Origin of the sequence: Pseudomonas frederiksbergensis (genome assembly GCF_017114915.1) — a bacterium.
Classification (GTDB): Bacteria; Pseudomonadota; Gammaproteobacteria; order Pseudomonadales; family Pseudomonadaceae; genus Aquipseudomonas; species Aquipseudomonas frederiksbergensis_I.
This window is the reverse complement of record NZ_JAAUOE010000035.1, coordinates 24354-39616: the sequence shown is the minus strand read 5'-3', so window position 1 is coordinate 39616 and position 15263 is coordinate 24354. Positions and strand designations below refer to the sequence as shown.

Below are 15263 nucleotides of genomic sequence, written 5' to 3'. Positions count from 1 at the left end.
TATGCCGCCGAGTCCCTCCCGTAGCAATGCGCGCCTGTCGCACAAGCGGTAACAAAATCCCGTTCAAAAAAATCACGCCCCGCGCCAGCCCAGTAAATACGGGGCTTTCAGCACAGTCAATTTTTCGACGATGATGCTACTGTGTCCGTAACCCTCCGTAACACTGAGCGATTTTGGCACTACATTTCCCGTAATGAACCACCAGTTTTTGTCATAACCACTACATTTCGCCCAACCTGTGTATATAGACACAGTCTGCAACTGACAGCCGGCACCCGAGACCGTTACAATTGTCGACTTTGTCGCAACGCTTGGAGCTCAACCTTCCGTGCCCGTTCTGCGTCTACCGCTTCTCCCTGCCGCGGCAGGTAAACAGCACTGGGGCAACCTGCCCGGTGCCGCCCTGAGCCTGGCCATCGCCGAGGCCGCCAGCGCTGCCAAGCGCTTTACCCTGCTACTGACCGCCGACAGCCAGAGTGCCGAACGGCTGGAACAGGAGCTGAGTTTCTTCGCCCCGGATTTGCCTGTTCTGCATTTCCCCGACTGGGAAACCCTGCCCTACGACCTGTTTTCGCCACACCAGGACATCATCTCGCAGCGCATCGCCAGCCTGTATCGGCTGCCGGAGCTGGTACATGGCGTTCTGGTCGTGCCGATCACCACAGCCCTGCACCGCCTGGCGCCGACCAAATTCCTGCTCGGCAGCAGCCTGGTGCTGGATGTCGGCCAAAAACTCGATGTCGAGCAGATGCGCACCCGGCTTGAAGCCACCGGTTATCGCTACGTCGATACCGTTTATGAGCACGGCGAATTCACCGTGCGCGGCTCGCTGATCGACCTGTTCCCGATGGGCAGCAAATTGCCTTATCGCATCGACCTGTTCGACGACGAAATCGAAACCCTGCGCACTTTCGACCCGGAAAACCAGCGCTCCATCGACAAGGTGGACTCGGTCAAGCTGTTACCGGCCAAGGAATTCCCGCTGCAAAAAGAAGCCGTGACCCGCTTCAAGGCGCGGTTTCGCGAGCGCTTCGATGTCGACTTCCGTCGCTGCCCGATTTTCCAGGACTTGAGCAGCGGGATTACACCGGCGGGCATCGAGTACTACTTGCCGCTGTTCTTCGAGGAAACCTCCACGCTGTTCGATTACCTGCCCCAGGAGACGCAAGTGTTTTCCCTGCCGGGCATCGAACAGGCTGCGGAGAATTTCTGGAATGACGTGCGCAACCGCTATGAAGAGCGCCGCGTCGATCCGTCCCGTCCTTTATTGCCACCGGCCGAGTTGTTCCTGCCGGTGGAAGACTGCTTTGCCCGCCTGAAGAGCTGGCCCCGTGTGGTGGCCAGTCAACAGGACGTCGAAACCGGTGTCGGTCGCGAGCGCTTCCCGGCTCAGCCGTTGCCGAACCTGGCCATCGAAGCCAAGGCCACTCAGCCGTTGGCGGCGCTGGCCGGTTTCCTCGACGAATTCCCCGGCCGCGTGCTGTTTACCGCCGAGTCCGCGGGCCGTCGTGAAGTGCTGCTGGAATTGCTCGAACGCTTGAAGCTGCGACCGAAAACCGTCGACAGCTGGCCGGACTTTGTCGCCAGCAAGGAGCGCCTGGCAATCACCATTGCGCCGCTCGACGAAGGCCTGTTGCTGGACGATCCCGCCCTGGCCCTGGTGGCCGAAAGCCCATTGTTCGGGCAGCGCGTGATGCAGCGCCGTCGCCGCGAGAAACGCGCCGACGCCAACAACGACGCCGTGATCAAAAACCTCACCGAACTGCGCGAAGGCGCGCCGGTGGTGCACATCGATCATGGTGTCGGCCGTTATCTGGGGCTGACGATCCTGGAAATCGACAGCCAGGCCGCCGAGTTCCTGACTCTCGAATACGCCGAAGGCGCCAAGTTGTACGTGCCGGTGGCCAACCTGCACCTGATCGCCCGCTACACCGGCAGCGACGATGCCCTGGCGCCGCTGCACCGCCTGGGCTCAGAGACCTGGCAGAAAGCCAAACGCAAAGCCGCCGAACAGGTGCGCGACGTGGCCGCCGAACTGCTCGACATCTATGCTCGCCGCGCCGCTCGCGAGGGTTATGCCTTCGCCGACCCGAAAGCCGATTACGCAACCTTCAGCGCCGGTTTCCCGTTCGAAGAAACCCCGGACCAACAGACCACCATCGAAGCGGTGCGCGAAGACATGCTCGCGCCCAAACCGATGGATCGACTGGTCTGCGGCGACGTCGGTTTCGGCAAGACCGAAGTGGCCATGCGCGCGGCGTTCATCGCGGTGCATGGCGGTCGTCAGGTAGCCATTCTGGTGCCGACCACCCTGCTCGCCCAGCAACACTACAACAGCTTCCGCGACCGCTTTGCCGACTGGCCGGTGACCGTGGAAGTGATGAGCCGCTTCAAGTCAGCCAAGGAAGTGAACGCCGCGGTTGCGGACCTGGCCGAAGGCAAGATCGACATCGTCATCGGCACGCACAAGCTGCTGCAAGACGACGTAAAAATCAAAAACCTGGGGCTTGTGATCATCGACGAAGAACACCGTTTCGGTGTCCGTCAGAAAGAACAGCTCAAGGCACTGCGCAGTGAAGTCGACATCCTGACGCTGACCGCCACGCCGATTCCGCGCACGCTGAACATGGCGGTGTCGGGCATGCGCGACCTGTCGATCATTGCCACGCCGCCGGCTCGTCGCTTGTCGGTGCGCACCTTCGTCATGGAACAGAACAAGAGCACGGTCAAAGAGGCCCTGCTGCGTGAGTTGCTGCGTGGTGGTCAGGTCTATTACCTGCACAACGACGTGAAGACCATCGAGAAATGCGCCGCTGACCTCGCCGAGCTGGTGCCGGAAGCGCGGATCGGCATCGGCCACGGGCAGATGCGCGAACGTGAACTCGAACAGGTGATGAGCGACTTCTATCACAAACGCTTCAACGTGCTGATCGCCTCGACCATCATCGAGACTGGCATCGACGTGCCGAGCGCCAACACCATCATCATCGAGCGCGCCGACAAATTCGGCCTGGCGCAGTTGCACCAGTTGCGTGGCCGGGTCGGTCGCAGCCACCACCAGGCGTATGCTTACCTGCTGACACCGCCACGCCAGCAAATCACTCCCGACGCGGAAAAGCGTCTGGAAGCGATCGCCAATACCCAGGACCTCGGCGCGGGCTTCGTGCTCGCCACCAACGACCTGGAAATCCGTGGCGCCGGCGAGCTGCTGGGTGATGGCCAAAGCGGGCAGATCCAGGCCGTGGGCTTCACGCTGTACATGGAAATGCTCGAGCGCGCGGTGAAGTCGATCCGCAAGGGCGAACAGCCGAACCTCGATCAGCCGCTCGGTGGCGGCCCGGAAGTCAATCTGCGTGTACCGGCGTTGATTCCCGAAGACTACCTGCCGGACGTTCATGCCCGACTGATTCTCTACAAACGCATTGCCTCGGCCACCGATGAGGAAAGCCTCAAGGACCTGCAAGTGGAGATGATCGACCGTTTCGGTCTGCTGCCGGAGCCGACCAAGAACCTGGTGCGGATCACGGCGCTGAAATTGCAGGCCGAACAGCTGGGCATCAAGAAAGTCGACGGCGGTCCGCAAGGCGGTCGTATCGAGTTCGCGGCACAGACGCCGGTCGATCCGCTGACACTGATCAAACTGATCCAGAGCCAGCCCAAACGCTACAAATTCGAAGGCGCCACGATGTTCAAATTCCTCGTGCCGATGGAGCGCCCGGAAGAACGCTTTAATACTGTAGAGGCGCTGTTCGAGCGCCTCATTCCGACCACTGCTTGAAGGACGCCGCATGCGCCTGTTTCGCTCACTGACCTTGTTGATGACGTTGTTGATGTCGCCTTTCGCCTCGACCGCGTTTGCCGATGATCTGTATCAGGTTGAAATGATTCTGGTGCGGCAAAACGCCGTGCCCGCCATCGTCAGCCGGGCTGCACCGGAAGACTGGGATGCCGGCGCCCAACGCATCAGCCCCGACAGCTTTCGCACACCCAGCCTGAATGCCGAAGTGGAAAAACTCACCGCCAGCAACGAATACACGGTGTTGCTGCACAAGGCCTGGCAACAGAGCCTGGGTGAAGAAGCCAGTAAAGTAGCGATCAGCGAAGGCAAGGAACAGTTTGGCCAGTTCCCGATCGAGGGCACGTTGAACCTGAAACTGGGGCGCTTCACTGACGTCGACGCCGACTTCTGGGTCAACCGGATTGACGCCAATGGCATGGTCATCGCCAGCGAGCGCCTGAAGCAGGAAAGCCACACCAAGAACGGCTTGCTGAACTTCCTCGACAATGGTCACCTGGGCCTGTTGATCAAGATCACCTCGCTGACCGCCCCTGCGCCTCGGCCAGTCCCCGATGAAATTCCGGACTGATTGAAGCCCTTATGTCCTCCGCGACCCTGAGCAAACCCCTGGCAACATCCTGGGTCAGCCGATTCAAGGAACAGAGCCTGGAGCGTGGCCGACGCTACGCACTGGAAAACCGCGTCAGGATCGTCGAAGTCGGCGACGCCACCATCACCGCCAGTTGCGAAGGCTCTGGCGGTAACGTTTACCGTCAGACCATTCGCCTGCGCGAGTCGGCCAAAGGCACCTTGCTGATGATCGACGCGACGTGCACCTGCCCGGTTCACAGCAACTGCAAACATTGCGCGGCAGTGTTGCTGCAAGTGCAGGAAACCCTCGCGTATCCGGCTGCCGCGAAAGACGCCGAACTGCTGGAAAAACTTCAGGCCGTACTGGAAAACCGTAGCCCCAAGGCGCCGCCGCAAGTCTTGGTGGACAACGTGCAACCGGTGCCGCGCCTGTGGCTGGCGAGCATCGAGTTCAGTGCCTTCGAACCGCGCAACGGCAAGATGCAGCGATACATCCAGCATCGCGCGGCGCTGTCCTTCAGTTATCTGGACGAATACGTCAGCGGACAGAAGAACGCTGACATCCTGATTCGTCAGGAAACACAGACGTTGCGGATAAAACGTCACCCGGAAGTCGAACAGGCCTACAGGGAACAGCTGCGAATCCTCGGCTTCAAAGTCGCCACCCGACAAAGCAAGGCCTTGCCGGAAAGTGCCGGCGAACTCTACGAGATGGTCAACGACAGCGCCTGGCTGACCTTTACCCTCAACGAACTGCCGAAGTTGCGCACCCAAGGTTGGGAGTTGCAGATCGACGAGGATTTCGGTTTCGACCTGACGGTCGTGGACGACTGGTACGCCACCGTCGAGCAGGCACCGGAACGCGACTGGTTCGATCTGGAACTGGGGATCATCGTCAACGGCGAACGGCTGAGCCTGCTGCCGATCCTGTTGAACCTGATGCGCTCCCACACCGAGCTCCTCAACCCGGAACGACTCGCCCGACGTCGTGACGACGAACTGATCCTGGTGAACATTCCACAGCGCCGCAGCACCGACCAGGGCCCGCTACAGGTCGCCCTGCCTTTCGGCCGCTTGAAACCGGTACTGGCGACCCTCGGCGAGTTTTATCTGCAGGAGCCAGGCGAAACCACGCTGCGCCTGAGCAAGGCCGACGCCACGCGACTGAACCCGCTGGAAGGCCTGCCGCTGCTCTGGGAAGGTGGCGAGCAGATCCGTACCTTTGCCCAGCGCCTGCGCGACATCAAGGACCACACCGCCGCCGCGCCTGAAGGCTTGAATGCCACCTTGCGCCCGTATCAGCTCGAAGGCCTGAGCTGGATGCAGTCGTTGCGGCAACTGGAAGTCGGCGGGATTCTCGCGGACGACATGGGCCTGGGCAAAACCCTGCAAACCCTGGCGCACATTCTCAGCGAGAAGAATGCCGGGCGCCTCGATCGGCCGTGCATGGTGGTGATGCCCACCAGCCTGATTCCGAACTGGCTCGACGAAGCGGCGCATTTCACGCCGCAGCTCAAAGTGCTGGCGCTGTACGGCGTCAGTCGCAAAAAGCATTTCGACAATCTGGCTGATTGCGATCTGATTCTGACCACCTATGCACTGCTGCCCAAGGACGTCGAACGCCTGGCCGCGCAGCCGTTGCACGTACTGGTGCTGGATGAGGCGCAGTACATCAAGAACCCCAACAGCAAGGCCGCCCATGCCGCCCGTGAACTGAATGCTCGCCAGCGCCTGTGCCTGAGTGGCACACCGCTGGAAAATCACTTGGGCGAGCTGTGGTCACTGTTCCACTTCCTGCTGCCGGGCTGGCTCGGTGACGTGAAAAGCTTCAACCGCGATTACCGCGTGCCGATAGAAAAACGTGCCAGTGAAGTACGACTTCAACACCTGAACGGTCGGATCAAACCGTTCCTGCTGCGTCGGACCAAGGAACAGGTGGCCACCGAACTGCCGCCAAAAACCGAGATCGTCCATTGGGTCGAGCTCAACGAAGCCCAGCGTGATGTGTACGAAACCATGCGTCTGGCCATGGACAAGAAAGTCCGCGACGAAATCACCCGCAAGGGCGTGGCGCGCAGCCAGATCATCATTCTTGAGGCGCTGCTGAAGCTGCGTCAGGTGTGCTGTGATTTGCGCCTGGTCAACGAGGCCACCCTGCCCGCTCGCGGCAGCACCTCCGGCAAACTCGATAGCCTGATGGAAATGCTTGAAGAATTGTTCGAGGAAGGTCGGCGGATTCTGCTGTTCTCGCAGTTCACCTCAATGCTGTCGCTCATCGAGGACGAGCTGAACAAACGCGGCGTGGCGTATGCGATCCTGACCGGTCAGACCCGGGATCGACGCACGCCGGTGAAGGAGTTTCAGAGTGGCAAGCGTCAGATCTTTCTGATCAGCCTGAAGGCCGGTGGTGTGGGTCTGAACTTGACCGAGGCCGATACGGTGATTCACTACGATCCGTGGTGGAACCCTGCAACGGAAAATCAGGCGACGGATCGCGCATATCGCATTGGTCAGGAGAAGCCGGTATTCGTCTACAAGATGATTGCCAGGGGCACGGTGGAAGAGAAGATTCAGCATCTGCAGAAGGAAAAATCCGATCTGGCCGCTGGTGTGCTGGACGGGCGTCAGACCGGGGACTGGAAGCTGCAGAGTGATGATATCGAGGCGTTGTTTGCGCCGCTGCCGGAAAAAATTGATAAGTAGCGTCGATTTATAGATCGCCTTCGCGGGCAAGCCTCGCTCCAACCGGACCGTACAAATCCTGCAGGAGCGAGGCTTGCGCGAAAGAGGCAACTCGGTAATGAACCAGGCTCAGCCCTTGAGCACCCGCGCCAACGTCGACTTCACCTTACCCATCCCATCATGCAGCGCCTGCTCGATCTCGGCCATGGTAATCACCGCCGTCGACTTGCCCGCCGCCGGGTTCACCACCAGCGCCAGACAGGCGTAATCCAGTTCCAGTTCACGCGCCAATGCAGCCTCCGGCATCCCGGTCATGCCGACGATGTCGCAGCCGTCGCGTTCCAGCCTCGCGATTTCAGCGACTGTTTCCAGGCGCGGCCCCTGGGTGCAGGCGTACACGCCATGGCTGCTGTAGCCGACACCTTCAGCCGCCAACGCTGCGATCAATTGCTGACGCAGGGGTTCGCTGTAGGGATAGCTGAAGTCGATGTGTGTGACCTGTTCCAGGTCATCGGCGAAATAGGTGTGTTCGCGACCGCTGGTGTAGTCGATCAATTGATGCGGCACGCAGAAATGCCCGGTGCCCATCGCAGCATGAATCCCGCCTACCGCGTTGACCGCGAGAATCACCTCGGCACCGGCTTGCTTCAAGGCCCACAAATTGGCGCGGTAGTTCACCTGATGCGGCGGGAAACGGTGTGGATGCCCGTGACGCGCGAGAAACAGCACTTCCTTGCCGGCGTATTCACCGATCTGTACCTCGGCCGAAGGTGCGCCATAAGGGGTATCCACCGCCAATGACTGACGAATGCTCAAGCCTTCGAGCTGAGTCAGGCCGGTGCCACCGATAATCGCGTAAACCGTCATAACGAAAAATCCTTAATCAATCAATTGAGCTTCTTTGAGCGCGCCAACGGCCGTCAGCCAGCGCGGATCTTGACGGTATTCGGTGTTGGCATACGCCTGCCCGCGCATTCGCGCAATGCGCGGCGAAGGCTTGACCTTCAATCGCTGGGCAGCACTCAAGGCCAGCTCGGCAGCCGCACGATCGTTGCACACCAGGCCCATGTCGCAGCCGGCGGTCAATGCCGCTTCGATGCGACTGGCGGCATCGCCCACCACGTGCGCACCGGCCATCGACAGGTCATCACTGAAGATCACACCATCGAACTGCAACTCGCCGCGCAGGATGTCCTGCAACCAGCGGCGGGAGAACCCGGCGGGTTGGGAATCAACTTGCGGATAAATAACATGGGCCGGCATGACCGCAGCCAGTTGCTTGCTCAGTCGGGCGAATGGCACCAGGTCGTTGGCGCGGATCTCGTCGAGGCTGCGTTCGTCGTTGGGAATTGCGACATGGGAATCGGCCTCGGCCCAGCCATGACCAGGAAAATGCTTGCCGGTGGCGGCCATTCCGGCGCTGTTCATGCCACGGATGAATGCACCGGCGAGCAAGGCCGCGCGCTCGGGATCACCCTCGAACGAACGGGTGCCGACAACGGCGCTGCGCTGGTAATCCAGGTCCAGCACCGGGGCGAAGCTCAGGTCGAGGCCGACTGCCAGTACTTCGGTCGCCATGATCCAGCCGCACTGCTCGGCCAGGTATTCGGCATTCGGGTTGTCGGCGATGGCGCGCATGGCTGGCAGTCGTACGAAGCCCTGACGCAGTCGCTGAACCCGACCGCCCTCCTGGTCCACCGCCAGCAACAGATCGGGACGAATGGCGCGGATCGCCGCGCTCAACTCACGCACCTGACGCGGGTGTTCGATGTTGCGGGCAAAAATGATCAGGCCGCCCACTTCGGGCTGGCGCAACAATTGGCGATCTTCAGACGTCAGCCAGGTACCGGCGACGTCCACCATCAACGAGCCTTGCAGGCCAGCAGTCATAGAGATTCCTTGATTACGATAAACCCGGCTCGCACAAATTCGCCACCATGGGCTGAGCCCGGCAGGTCGGCGATATCAATGAGGAGCGGGTTCAGAACGAGAGTCGGCATGGGCGGCTAGCTTAGCGGATGTCAGCTGCCGCGCCCACCCGTGTGCGGTTAAACCTTGGCGGCCACCAGGGCCGATTTACTGCGTGGACGCAACTGCGCGGTGGCCATGGCGGTGTCGGTAACGCCGGTTTCAGCACGCATGCCCGCGGCCAGGAACGGCACCATCAGACGCATCACTTGTTCGATGGAAGTGTTGACGCCGAAATCGGTCTCGGCAATCGCGCGCAGAGCCTTGATCCCCGACATGCTGAACGCCGCAGCACCGAGCATGAAGTGCACGCGCCAGAACAGTTCGATCGGTGGAATGCGCGGCGCGGCCTCGTTGACCAGCATCATGTAACGGCGGAACACCTTGCCGTACATGTCTTCCAGATAACGACGCAAGTGCCCTTGGCTCTGACTGAAAGCCAGCCCCAGCAAACGCATGAAGATGGAAAGGTCGTTGCCGCTGCGTGGTTGCACCACCAGGGCTTGCTCGACGAGGATCTCCAGCAACTCTTCAAGGGTCGGTTTGTTCTCGGGCCTGGCCTGACGGCGCTCCAGCTCTCTATCGAGACTGAGGCAGAACGGCCCGAGAAAACGCGAGAAGACTGCCTGGATCAGCGCCTTCTTCGACCCGAAGTGATAGTTCACCGCTGCCAGATTGACACCGGCCTTGCTGGTGATCAGACGCAATGAGGTTTCAGCGAAACCTTTTTCCGCGAACAACTGCTCGGCAGCATCGAGAATGCGTTCAACGGTTTCCGACTGGGCCATGACTACTCCGCCTGACAAACACTTGTTTGAAACATACGTTTCAGCCCAGGCCTTGTCAAGTCTGGCGGTTCGTTTTGGGAATGGTCGGTCAGTTATTTAACCATACAACAGCAGCGCTTCAACCCGCGAGCAGAATGACCGTCCAGCGGCCGACAAAAAAAGGGGCATTGCCAATACCAGTTCACTGTATATAATCCCAGTCACTGTATATAAAGACAGAGCGATCAATATGCTAAAGCTGACGCCACGCCAAGCAGAGATTCTGGCCTTCATCAAACGTTGCCTCGAAGACAACGGCTACCCGCCGACCCGCGCGGAAATCGCTCAGGAACTGGGCTTCAAGTCGCCCAACGCGGCAGAAGAACACCTCAAGGCACTGGCCCGCAAGGGTGCGATCGAGATGACCCCGGGGGCTTCCCGTGGCATTCGCATCCCTGGCTTTGAAGCCAAGGCCGACGAGTCCACTCTGCCGATCATCGGCCGAGTGGCAGCCGGTGCGCCGATCCTCGCCCAGCAGCACATCGAAGAATCATGCAACATCAACCCTTCGTTCTTCCACCCTCGCGCTGACTATCTGCTGCGGGTCCATGGCATGAGCATGAAGGACGTCGGCATTTTCGACGGTGACCTACTGGCCGTCCACACCACCCGTGAAGCCCGTAACGGCCAGATCGTAGTGGCGCGGATCGGCGACGAAGTGACCGTCAAACGCTTCAAGCGCGACGGCAGCAAGGTCTGGTTGATTGCCGAAAACCCTGAATTCGCCCCTATCGAAGTCAACCTGAAAGATCAGGAACTGGTGATCGAAGGCTTGAGTGTCGGCGTGATTCGCCGCTAAAGGAGGCTTTATGCAGTTCCCACATACCTCACAGCAAGCCCAACTGCCGTTGTTCGAGGCGTTCATGGCGCAACCGCTGGCGCCGATCCTGAAAGACGTGGTCGAATCGCCCTGGAGCGCCGAACCCGAAGTCTTCAGCGAATTGTCACTGCGCGGCGCGGCCGGGAACTGCCTGAACCTTCTGGCACCGATCCTCAGGGAGCTGAGCCAGGATCAGGATGCACGCTGGCTGACACTGATCGCTCCGCCTGCCAGCCTGACCCAAGCATGGTTACGGGACGCCGGCCTGAACCGTGAACGCATTCTGCTGCTACAACCACGCGGCACACAGAGCGCTCAGCAGTTGACCTGTGAAGCCTTGCGACTTGGCCGCAGCCATACGGTCGTTAGCTGGTTAAATCCGTTGAGTACATCGTCGCGGCAACAACTGATCAGCGCCGCCCGTATCGGGGATGCGCAAAGTCTGAATATTCGACTGGGTTAACTGGCAGACACTGTGCCCGCTGAACAGCACGGGAGGCTTCTCCAGGGATAGAGAAGCCGATCTGTAGAGGCATTCGCAAAATCCGACAAGCGGGATCAATGAAGAACCCGTGGCCCCTCTTCCTTATCAAATTCGCCTTCAACCAGGCGCCCTGCCATCTGAACACCGACGCTCAACATCGCCTTGGCAACTTCCACATGCTGGCCTTGCAGAAAAGCCTTCGCATCCTCGGAGAAATCCAAAGTAACCAGAGAACCCTCGTCCTCGGCCCTGCGCAGCTCGATTCGGCCGTCTGGTAACTCGACAATTTCTAGAAAGGACGTTGGCATAAAGGTCTGTTCTCCACGAAAGGCGGGGATTATATAGGCATCGGCCAAGCTTCGCTCGGGATCTTGACCAGATGCCATCACGAAGAGAAATTTCTGACAACACGCTTCCTTGAGCGGAGCATTCGTCAAATACTCAATCCCTCAGCACTCGTTCAACCCTTCGCGAAAACGAATCGCCAGGCTTTTCAGGTTCTGGCGCCAACTCTCCAGTTCTTCCCGACTCAATTCTTCAGGCACCTCTTCCTCGTCCAGATTAACGGCCAGAATGAGCGGCTGCGTCACATCGCCCTTGGGTTTGTGCGGCGCGCGAGGCGGCTGAAACAATGCGGCATAAGCCGATAGCAGTTTGGCCAGCCAGGTTTCCGGGTTTTGCGCCAACTCGACCATCTCGGCCATTTCCGGAATAGCGATGGTTTCGAGCACTTCGCGGGTCAGCAGCATCTCTGCCCGCGGCGCATTGGCCTGAGGCAAGCGATAGAAACCGGCGATTTCATGGCACAACCCCAACAGCGCTCCGTACAGGTGAAATAACGTTGATTCGCGCCCGGCCTGAATCAGCGCCAGGGAGTTCATCGCACGCCCCTCTTCGGCTTTGGCGAGCGCTTCCAGCGACAGGCCGGCGAAATAAATCTTCTGGTTGGTACGGGTATAGAGTTCGTGGGCCATGACGGCAGCCTCCACAACGAAATAATTGCTTCACGCAGGTCTGACAGTGTCGTGGATCACCCAAGCTCACCGCAAGCCCAAAACAAAAAGGCCGCATGAAAACCCGAGGGTTGTCATGCGGCCTTTTTATGTACAGCGGCTTTTAAGCCTTGGCTGCTGGACGCTTGTCTTCAACCGTCCACTTGCCGCCGTCGTAATACGCCTTCCAGCCAGTCGGTTTACCGTCGACCTCAGTCTGCACATACTGCTCTTTGGTCTTGCGGCTGTAACGGATCACGGCAGGGAGGCCGTCCGGATCTTTCTTCGGTGCTTCGCAGAGGAAGTGATACTTCGGATCGATCTCATCCTTGTGCGGCACAATTTCCATGACCAGCGGAGCACGGGTCTCGCGGTTTTTCGGGAACTGGCTGGCCGCCAGGAACAGGCCGGAAGCACCGTCGCGCAGGATGTAGGTGTCGTTGACCTTTTCGCATTTGAGCTCAGGCATCTTCACCGGATCCATCTTCGGCGGCGCCGCGTCACCGCTTTTCAGCAATTTGCGGGTGTTCTTGCACGTCGCGTTGGTACAACCGAAGAACTTGCCGAAACGACCAGTCTTGAGTTGCATCTCGCTGCCGCACTTGTCGCATTCCAGGCTCGGACCTTCGTAGCCCTTGATGCGATAGGTGCCCTCTTCGATTTCGTAACCAGAGCAATCCGGGTTGTTACCGCAGATGTGCAACTTGCGTTTTTCGTCGAGCAGATAAGCGTCCATCGCCGTGCTGCAGATCGGGCAGCGATGCTTGCCACGCAATACCAGCGACTCGGACTCACCTTCGTCGTCTGCGGCGATTTCGTCGCCCGGCACCAGATTGACGGTGGCCTTGCAGCGCTCTTTCGGCGGCAGGCTATAGCCCGAGCAACCAAGAAACACGCCGGTTGATGCGGTACGAATCTGCATCTGACGACCGCACACCACGCAAGGAATATCAGTCATCACCGGTTGGTTGGCACGCATACCGCCTTCGGTGCCTTCGGCCACTTCGAGTTTCTTCTTGAAGTCGCCATAGAACTCGTCAAGCACGTTTTTCCAGTCGCGCTCGCCCTGAGCCACATCATCGAGATTCTCCTCCATGCCGGCGGTGAAGCCGTAGTCCATGAGATTGGAGAAGCTCTCGGCCAGACGCTCGGTGACGATGTCGCCCATCTTTTCCGAATAGAAACGACGGTTATGCAGCGCCACGTAGCCGCGGTCCTGGATAGTCGAAATGATCGCCGCGTAGGTCGAAGGACGACCGATGCCGCGCTTTTCCATTTCCTTTACCAGGCTCGCTTCCGAGTAACGCGCCGGCGGCTTGGTGAAGTGCTGGGTCGGATCAAGCTTGATCAGCTTCATCGCGTCGCCCTGGGCCATGTCCGGCAGCACGTCGTCATCGCCAGGCTTGGTGATTTGCGGCATGACGCGGGTGTAGCCGTCGAACTTCAGGATGCGGCCCTTGGCACGCAGTTCGAAGTCCCCGGCACCGACGGTGACCGTGGTCGACAGGTATTGGGCCGGCAGCATCTGGCACGCCAGGAACTGGCGCCAGATCAGCTCGTAAAGCCGCTCGGCATCACGCTCCATGCCCGACAGCTTGCTTGGCTCGGTATTGGCGTCGGACGGACGAATCGCTTCGTGAGCCTCCTGTGCGCCTTCCTTGCTGCTGTAGACGTTTGGGGTTTCCGGCAGGTACTTCTTGCCGAATTCGCCTTCAATATAAGTACGCGCCATCGCCACGGCATCGGCCGAGAGGTTGGTGGAGTCGGTACGCATATAAGTGATGTAGCCGGCTTCGTACAGACGCTGGGCCATCATCATGGTTTTCTTCACACCGAAGCCCAGGCGGTTGCTCGCGGCCTGTTGCAATGTGGAGGTAATGAACGGTGCCGACGGCTTGCTGCTGGTCGGTTTGTCTTCGCGCTTGACGATGCTGTAGCTGGAAGCCTTGAGCTTCTCCAGCGCAGCCATGGCCTGGGCTTCGTTGAGCGGCTTGAAGGCTTCGCCTTTCTCGCGAGCCACGTCGAAGCGCACGGTCGCGCCCTTGGCGGTGCCGAGGTCGGCGTGAACTTCCCAGTACTCTTCCGGATTGAACGCACGGATTTCACGCTCACGCTCGACCACCAGCTTCACGGCAACCGATTGCACGCGACCGGCGGACAGGCCACGGGCGACCTTGGCCCACAGCAACGGCGAAACCATGTAACCGACCACGCGATCAAGGAAGCGACGCGCCTGTTGCGCGTTGACACGATCGATGTCCAGCTCACCCGGCTGGGAGAACGCTTCCTGGATCGCTTTTTTGGTGATCTCGTTGAACACCACACGCTTGTAGCGGCTGTCGTCACCACCGATGGCTTCGCGCAGGTGCCAGGCAATGGCTTCCCCCTCGCGATCCAAGTCGGTTGCGAGATAGATGGTGTCAGCATCTTTGGCGAGCCGGCGCAGCTCTTCGATGACCTTTTCCTTGCCCGGGAGGATCTCGTACTTGGCTTTCCAGCCATGATCGGGATCGACACCCATGCGCGAGACCAGCTGCTTGCGCGCTTTCTCTTTCGGCGTGAGCACCGGACCTTCACCTGCGGCGGCCTTGCCACGCTTGGCGGCAGGCTCTTTGCTGGCGCTAGCCGAACCGCTGGTGGGCAGGTCACGGATATGGCCGATACTCGACTTCACCACGTATTGGTTACCCAGATACTTGTTGATGGTCTTGGCCTTAGCCGGGGATTCCACAATGACCAGCGATTTGCCCATGGATCAGAAAATTCCTGAATTCTAGTAGTGAAAGGCGGTTGGCGCCTGACGCGGCACCGCTATATATAGTGGCTACAAGGTGAGGTCAAGCGCAGGGTTCTGCGCGCACTCCCCTTATGCCTGCGGAAAAATGCTCGGTTCGGCTTGCACCAAAGCAAAGCGTGGCACCTGTTCGCCGTCAACTTCGACTGACTCCAGGAACATGCTCAAGGGGCGTACCCAAAAGCCGTAATCGCCATACAGGGCTTGGTAGAAGACTACTTCCTCTTCGGTTTCCGAATGCCGCGCAACACCGAATACGCGGTACTGCGGGCCCTTGTAATGTTCATAGAGCCCAGGTTGTATCGGCATGCTTTGGCCCTCACTCAA

The 15263-nt window shown here is 59.6% G+C and carries 12 protein-coding genes; 5 read left to right on the top strand and 7 right to left on the bottom strand.

The window, feature by feature from the left end:
* Window positions 1–328 precede the first annotated feature (328 nt).
* The 3 genes from mfd to HCU66_RS21295 are packed head-to-tail and all read left to right on the top strand — an operon-like array spanning window position 329 to window position 7072.
* Complete coding sequence (mfd, locus tag HCU66_RS21305; RefSeq protein WP_205890440.1) at window positions 329–3778, top strand: transcription-repair coupling factor; 3450 nt, start codon at window positions 329–331, stop codon at window positions 3776–3778.
* Window positions 3779–3788: 10 nt separating this feature from the next.
* Window positions 3789–4367, top strand: a complete 579-nt coding sequence (locus HCU66_RS21300) for a CsiV family protein (RefSeq protein WP_205890439.1) — start codon at window positions 3789–3791, stop codon at window positions 4365–4367.
* 11 nt (window positions 4368–4378) lie between these two features.
* The gene (locus HCU66_RS21295; protein ID WP_205890438.1) at window positions 4379–7072 is read left to right on the top strand and encodes a DEAD/DEAH box helicase; all 2694 of its coding nucleotides are present in this window, start codon (window positions 4379–4381) and stop codon (window positions 7070–7072) included.
* Between the two features lie 108 nt (window positions 7073–7180).
* On the opposite strand, the gene HCU66_RS21290 is transcribed toward HCU66_RS21295, so the two are convergent.
* The 3 genes from HCU66_RS21290 to HCU66_RS21280 form a co-directional block, all read right to left on the bottom strand.
* Complete coding sequence (locus HCU66_RS21290) at window positions 7181–7918, bottom strand: S-methyl-5'-thioinosine phosphorylase (protein WP_205890437.1); 738 nt, start codon at window positions 7916–7918, stop codon at window positions 7181–7183.
* Between the two features lie 12 nt (window positions 7919–7930).
* Window positions 7931–8929 (bottom strand): beta-N-acetylhexosaminidase, encoded by a 999-nt coding sequence (gene nagZ / locus HCU66_RS21285; protein WP_205890458.1) that lies wholly within the window; start codon window positions 8927–8929, stop codon window positions 7931–7933.
* Between the two features lie 170 nt (window positions 8930–9099).
* A complete protein-coding gene (locus tag HCU66_RS21280; RefSeq protein WP_205890436.1) occupies window positions 9100–9807 on the bottom strand; it encodes a TetR/AcrR family transcriptional regulator in 708 nt (235 codons plus the stop codon).
* Window positions 9808–10036: 229 nt separating this feature from the next.
* Between HCU66_RS21280 and lexA the strand changes: the two genes are divergently transcribed.
* Both lexA and sulA read left to right on the top strand, forming a co-directional pair.
* Window positions 10037–10645 carry a transcriptional repressor LexA gene (lexA, locus tag HCU66_RS21275; protein ID WP_007933171.1) on the top strand — a complete coding sequence of 203 codons (609 nt, stop codon included), beginning with the start codon at window positions 10037–10039 and terminating at the stop codon, window positions 10643–10645.
* Window positions 10646–10655: 10 nt separating this feature from the next.
* Window positions 10656–11129 carry an SOS-induced cell division inhibitor SulA gene (gene sulA / locus HCU66_RS21270; RefSeq protein ID WP_008007086.1) on the top strand — a complete coding sequence of 158 codons (474 nt, stop codon included), beginning with the start codon at window positions 10656–10658 and terminating at the stop codon, window positions 11127–11129.
* 95 nt (window positions 11130–11224) lie between these two features.
* On the opposite strand, the gene HCU66_RS21265 is transcribed toward sulA, so the two are convergent.
* From HCU66_RS21265 to HCU66_RS21250, 4 genes are all read right to left on the bottom strand, one after another.
* Window positions 11225–11458 carry a hypothetical protein gene (locus HCU66_RS21265; RefSeq protein WP_007933173.1) on the bottom strand — a complete coding sequence of 78 codons (234 nt, stop codon included), beginning with the start codon at window positions 11456–11458 and terminating at the stop codon, window positions 11225–11227.
* A 141-nt stretch (window positions 11459–11599) separates the two neighbouring features.
* Window positions 11600–12124 carry a DUF6586 family protein gene (locus HCU66_RS21260; RefSeq protein ID WP_205890435.1) on the bottom strand — a complete coding sequence of 175 codons (525 nt, stop codon included), beginning with the start codon at window positions 12122–12124 and terminating at the stop codon, window positions 11600–11602.
* A 142-nt stretch (window positions 12125–12266) separates the two neighbouring features.
* Complete coding sequence (gene topA, locus HCU66_RS21255) at window positions 12267–14894, bottom strand: type I DNA topoisomerase (RefSeq protein WP_205890434.1); 2628 nt, start codon at window positions 14892–14894, stop codon at window positions 12267–12269.
* 114 nt (window positions 14895–15008) lie between these two features.
* Complete coding sequence (locus HCU66_RS21250) at window positions 15009–15245, bottom strand: DUF1653 domain-containing protein (RefSeq protein WP_205890433.1); 237 nt, start codon at window positions 15243–15245, stop codon at window positions 15009–15011.
* Window positions 15246–15263 lie beyond the last annotated feature (18 nt).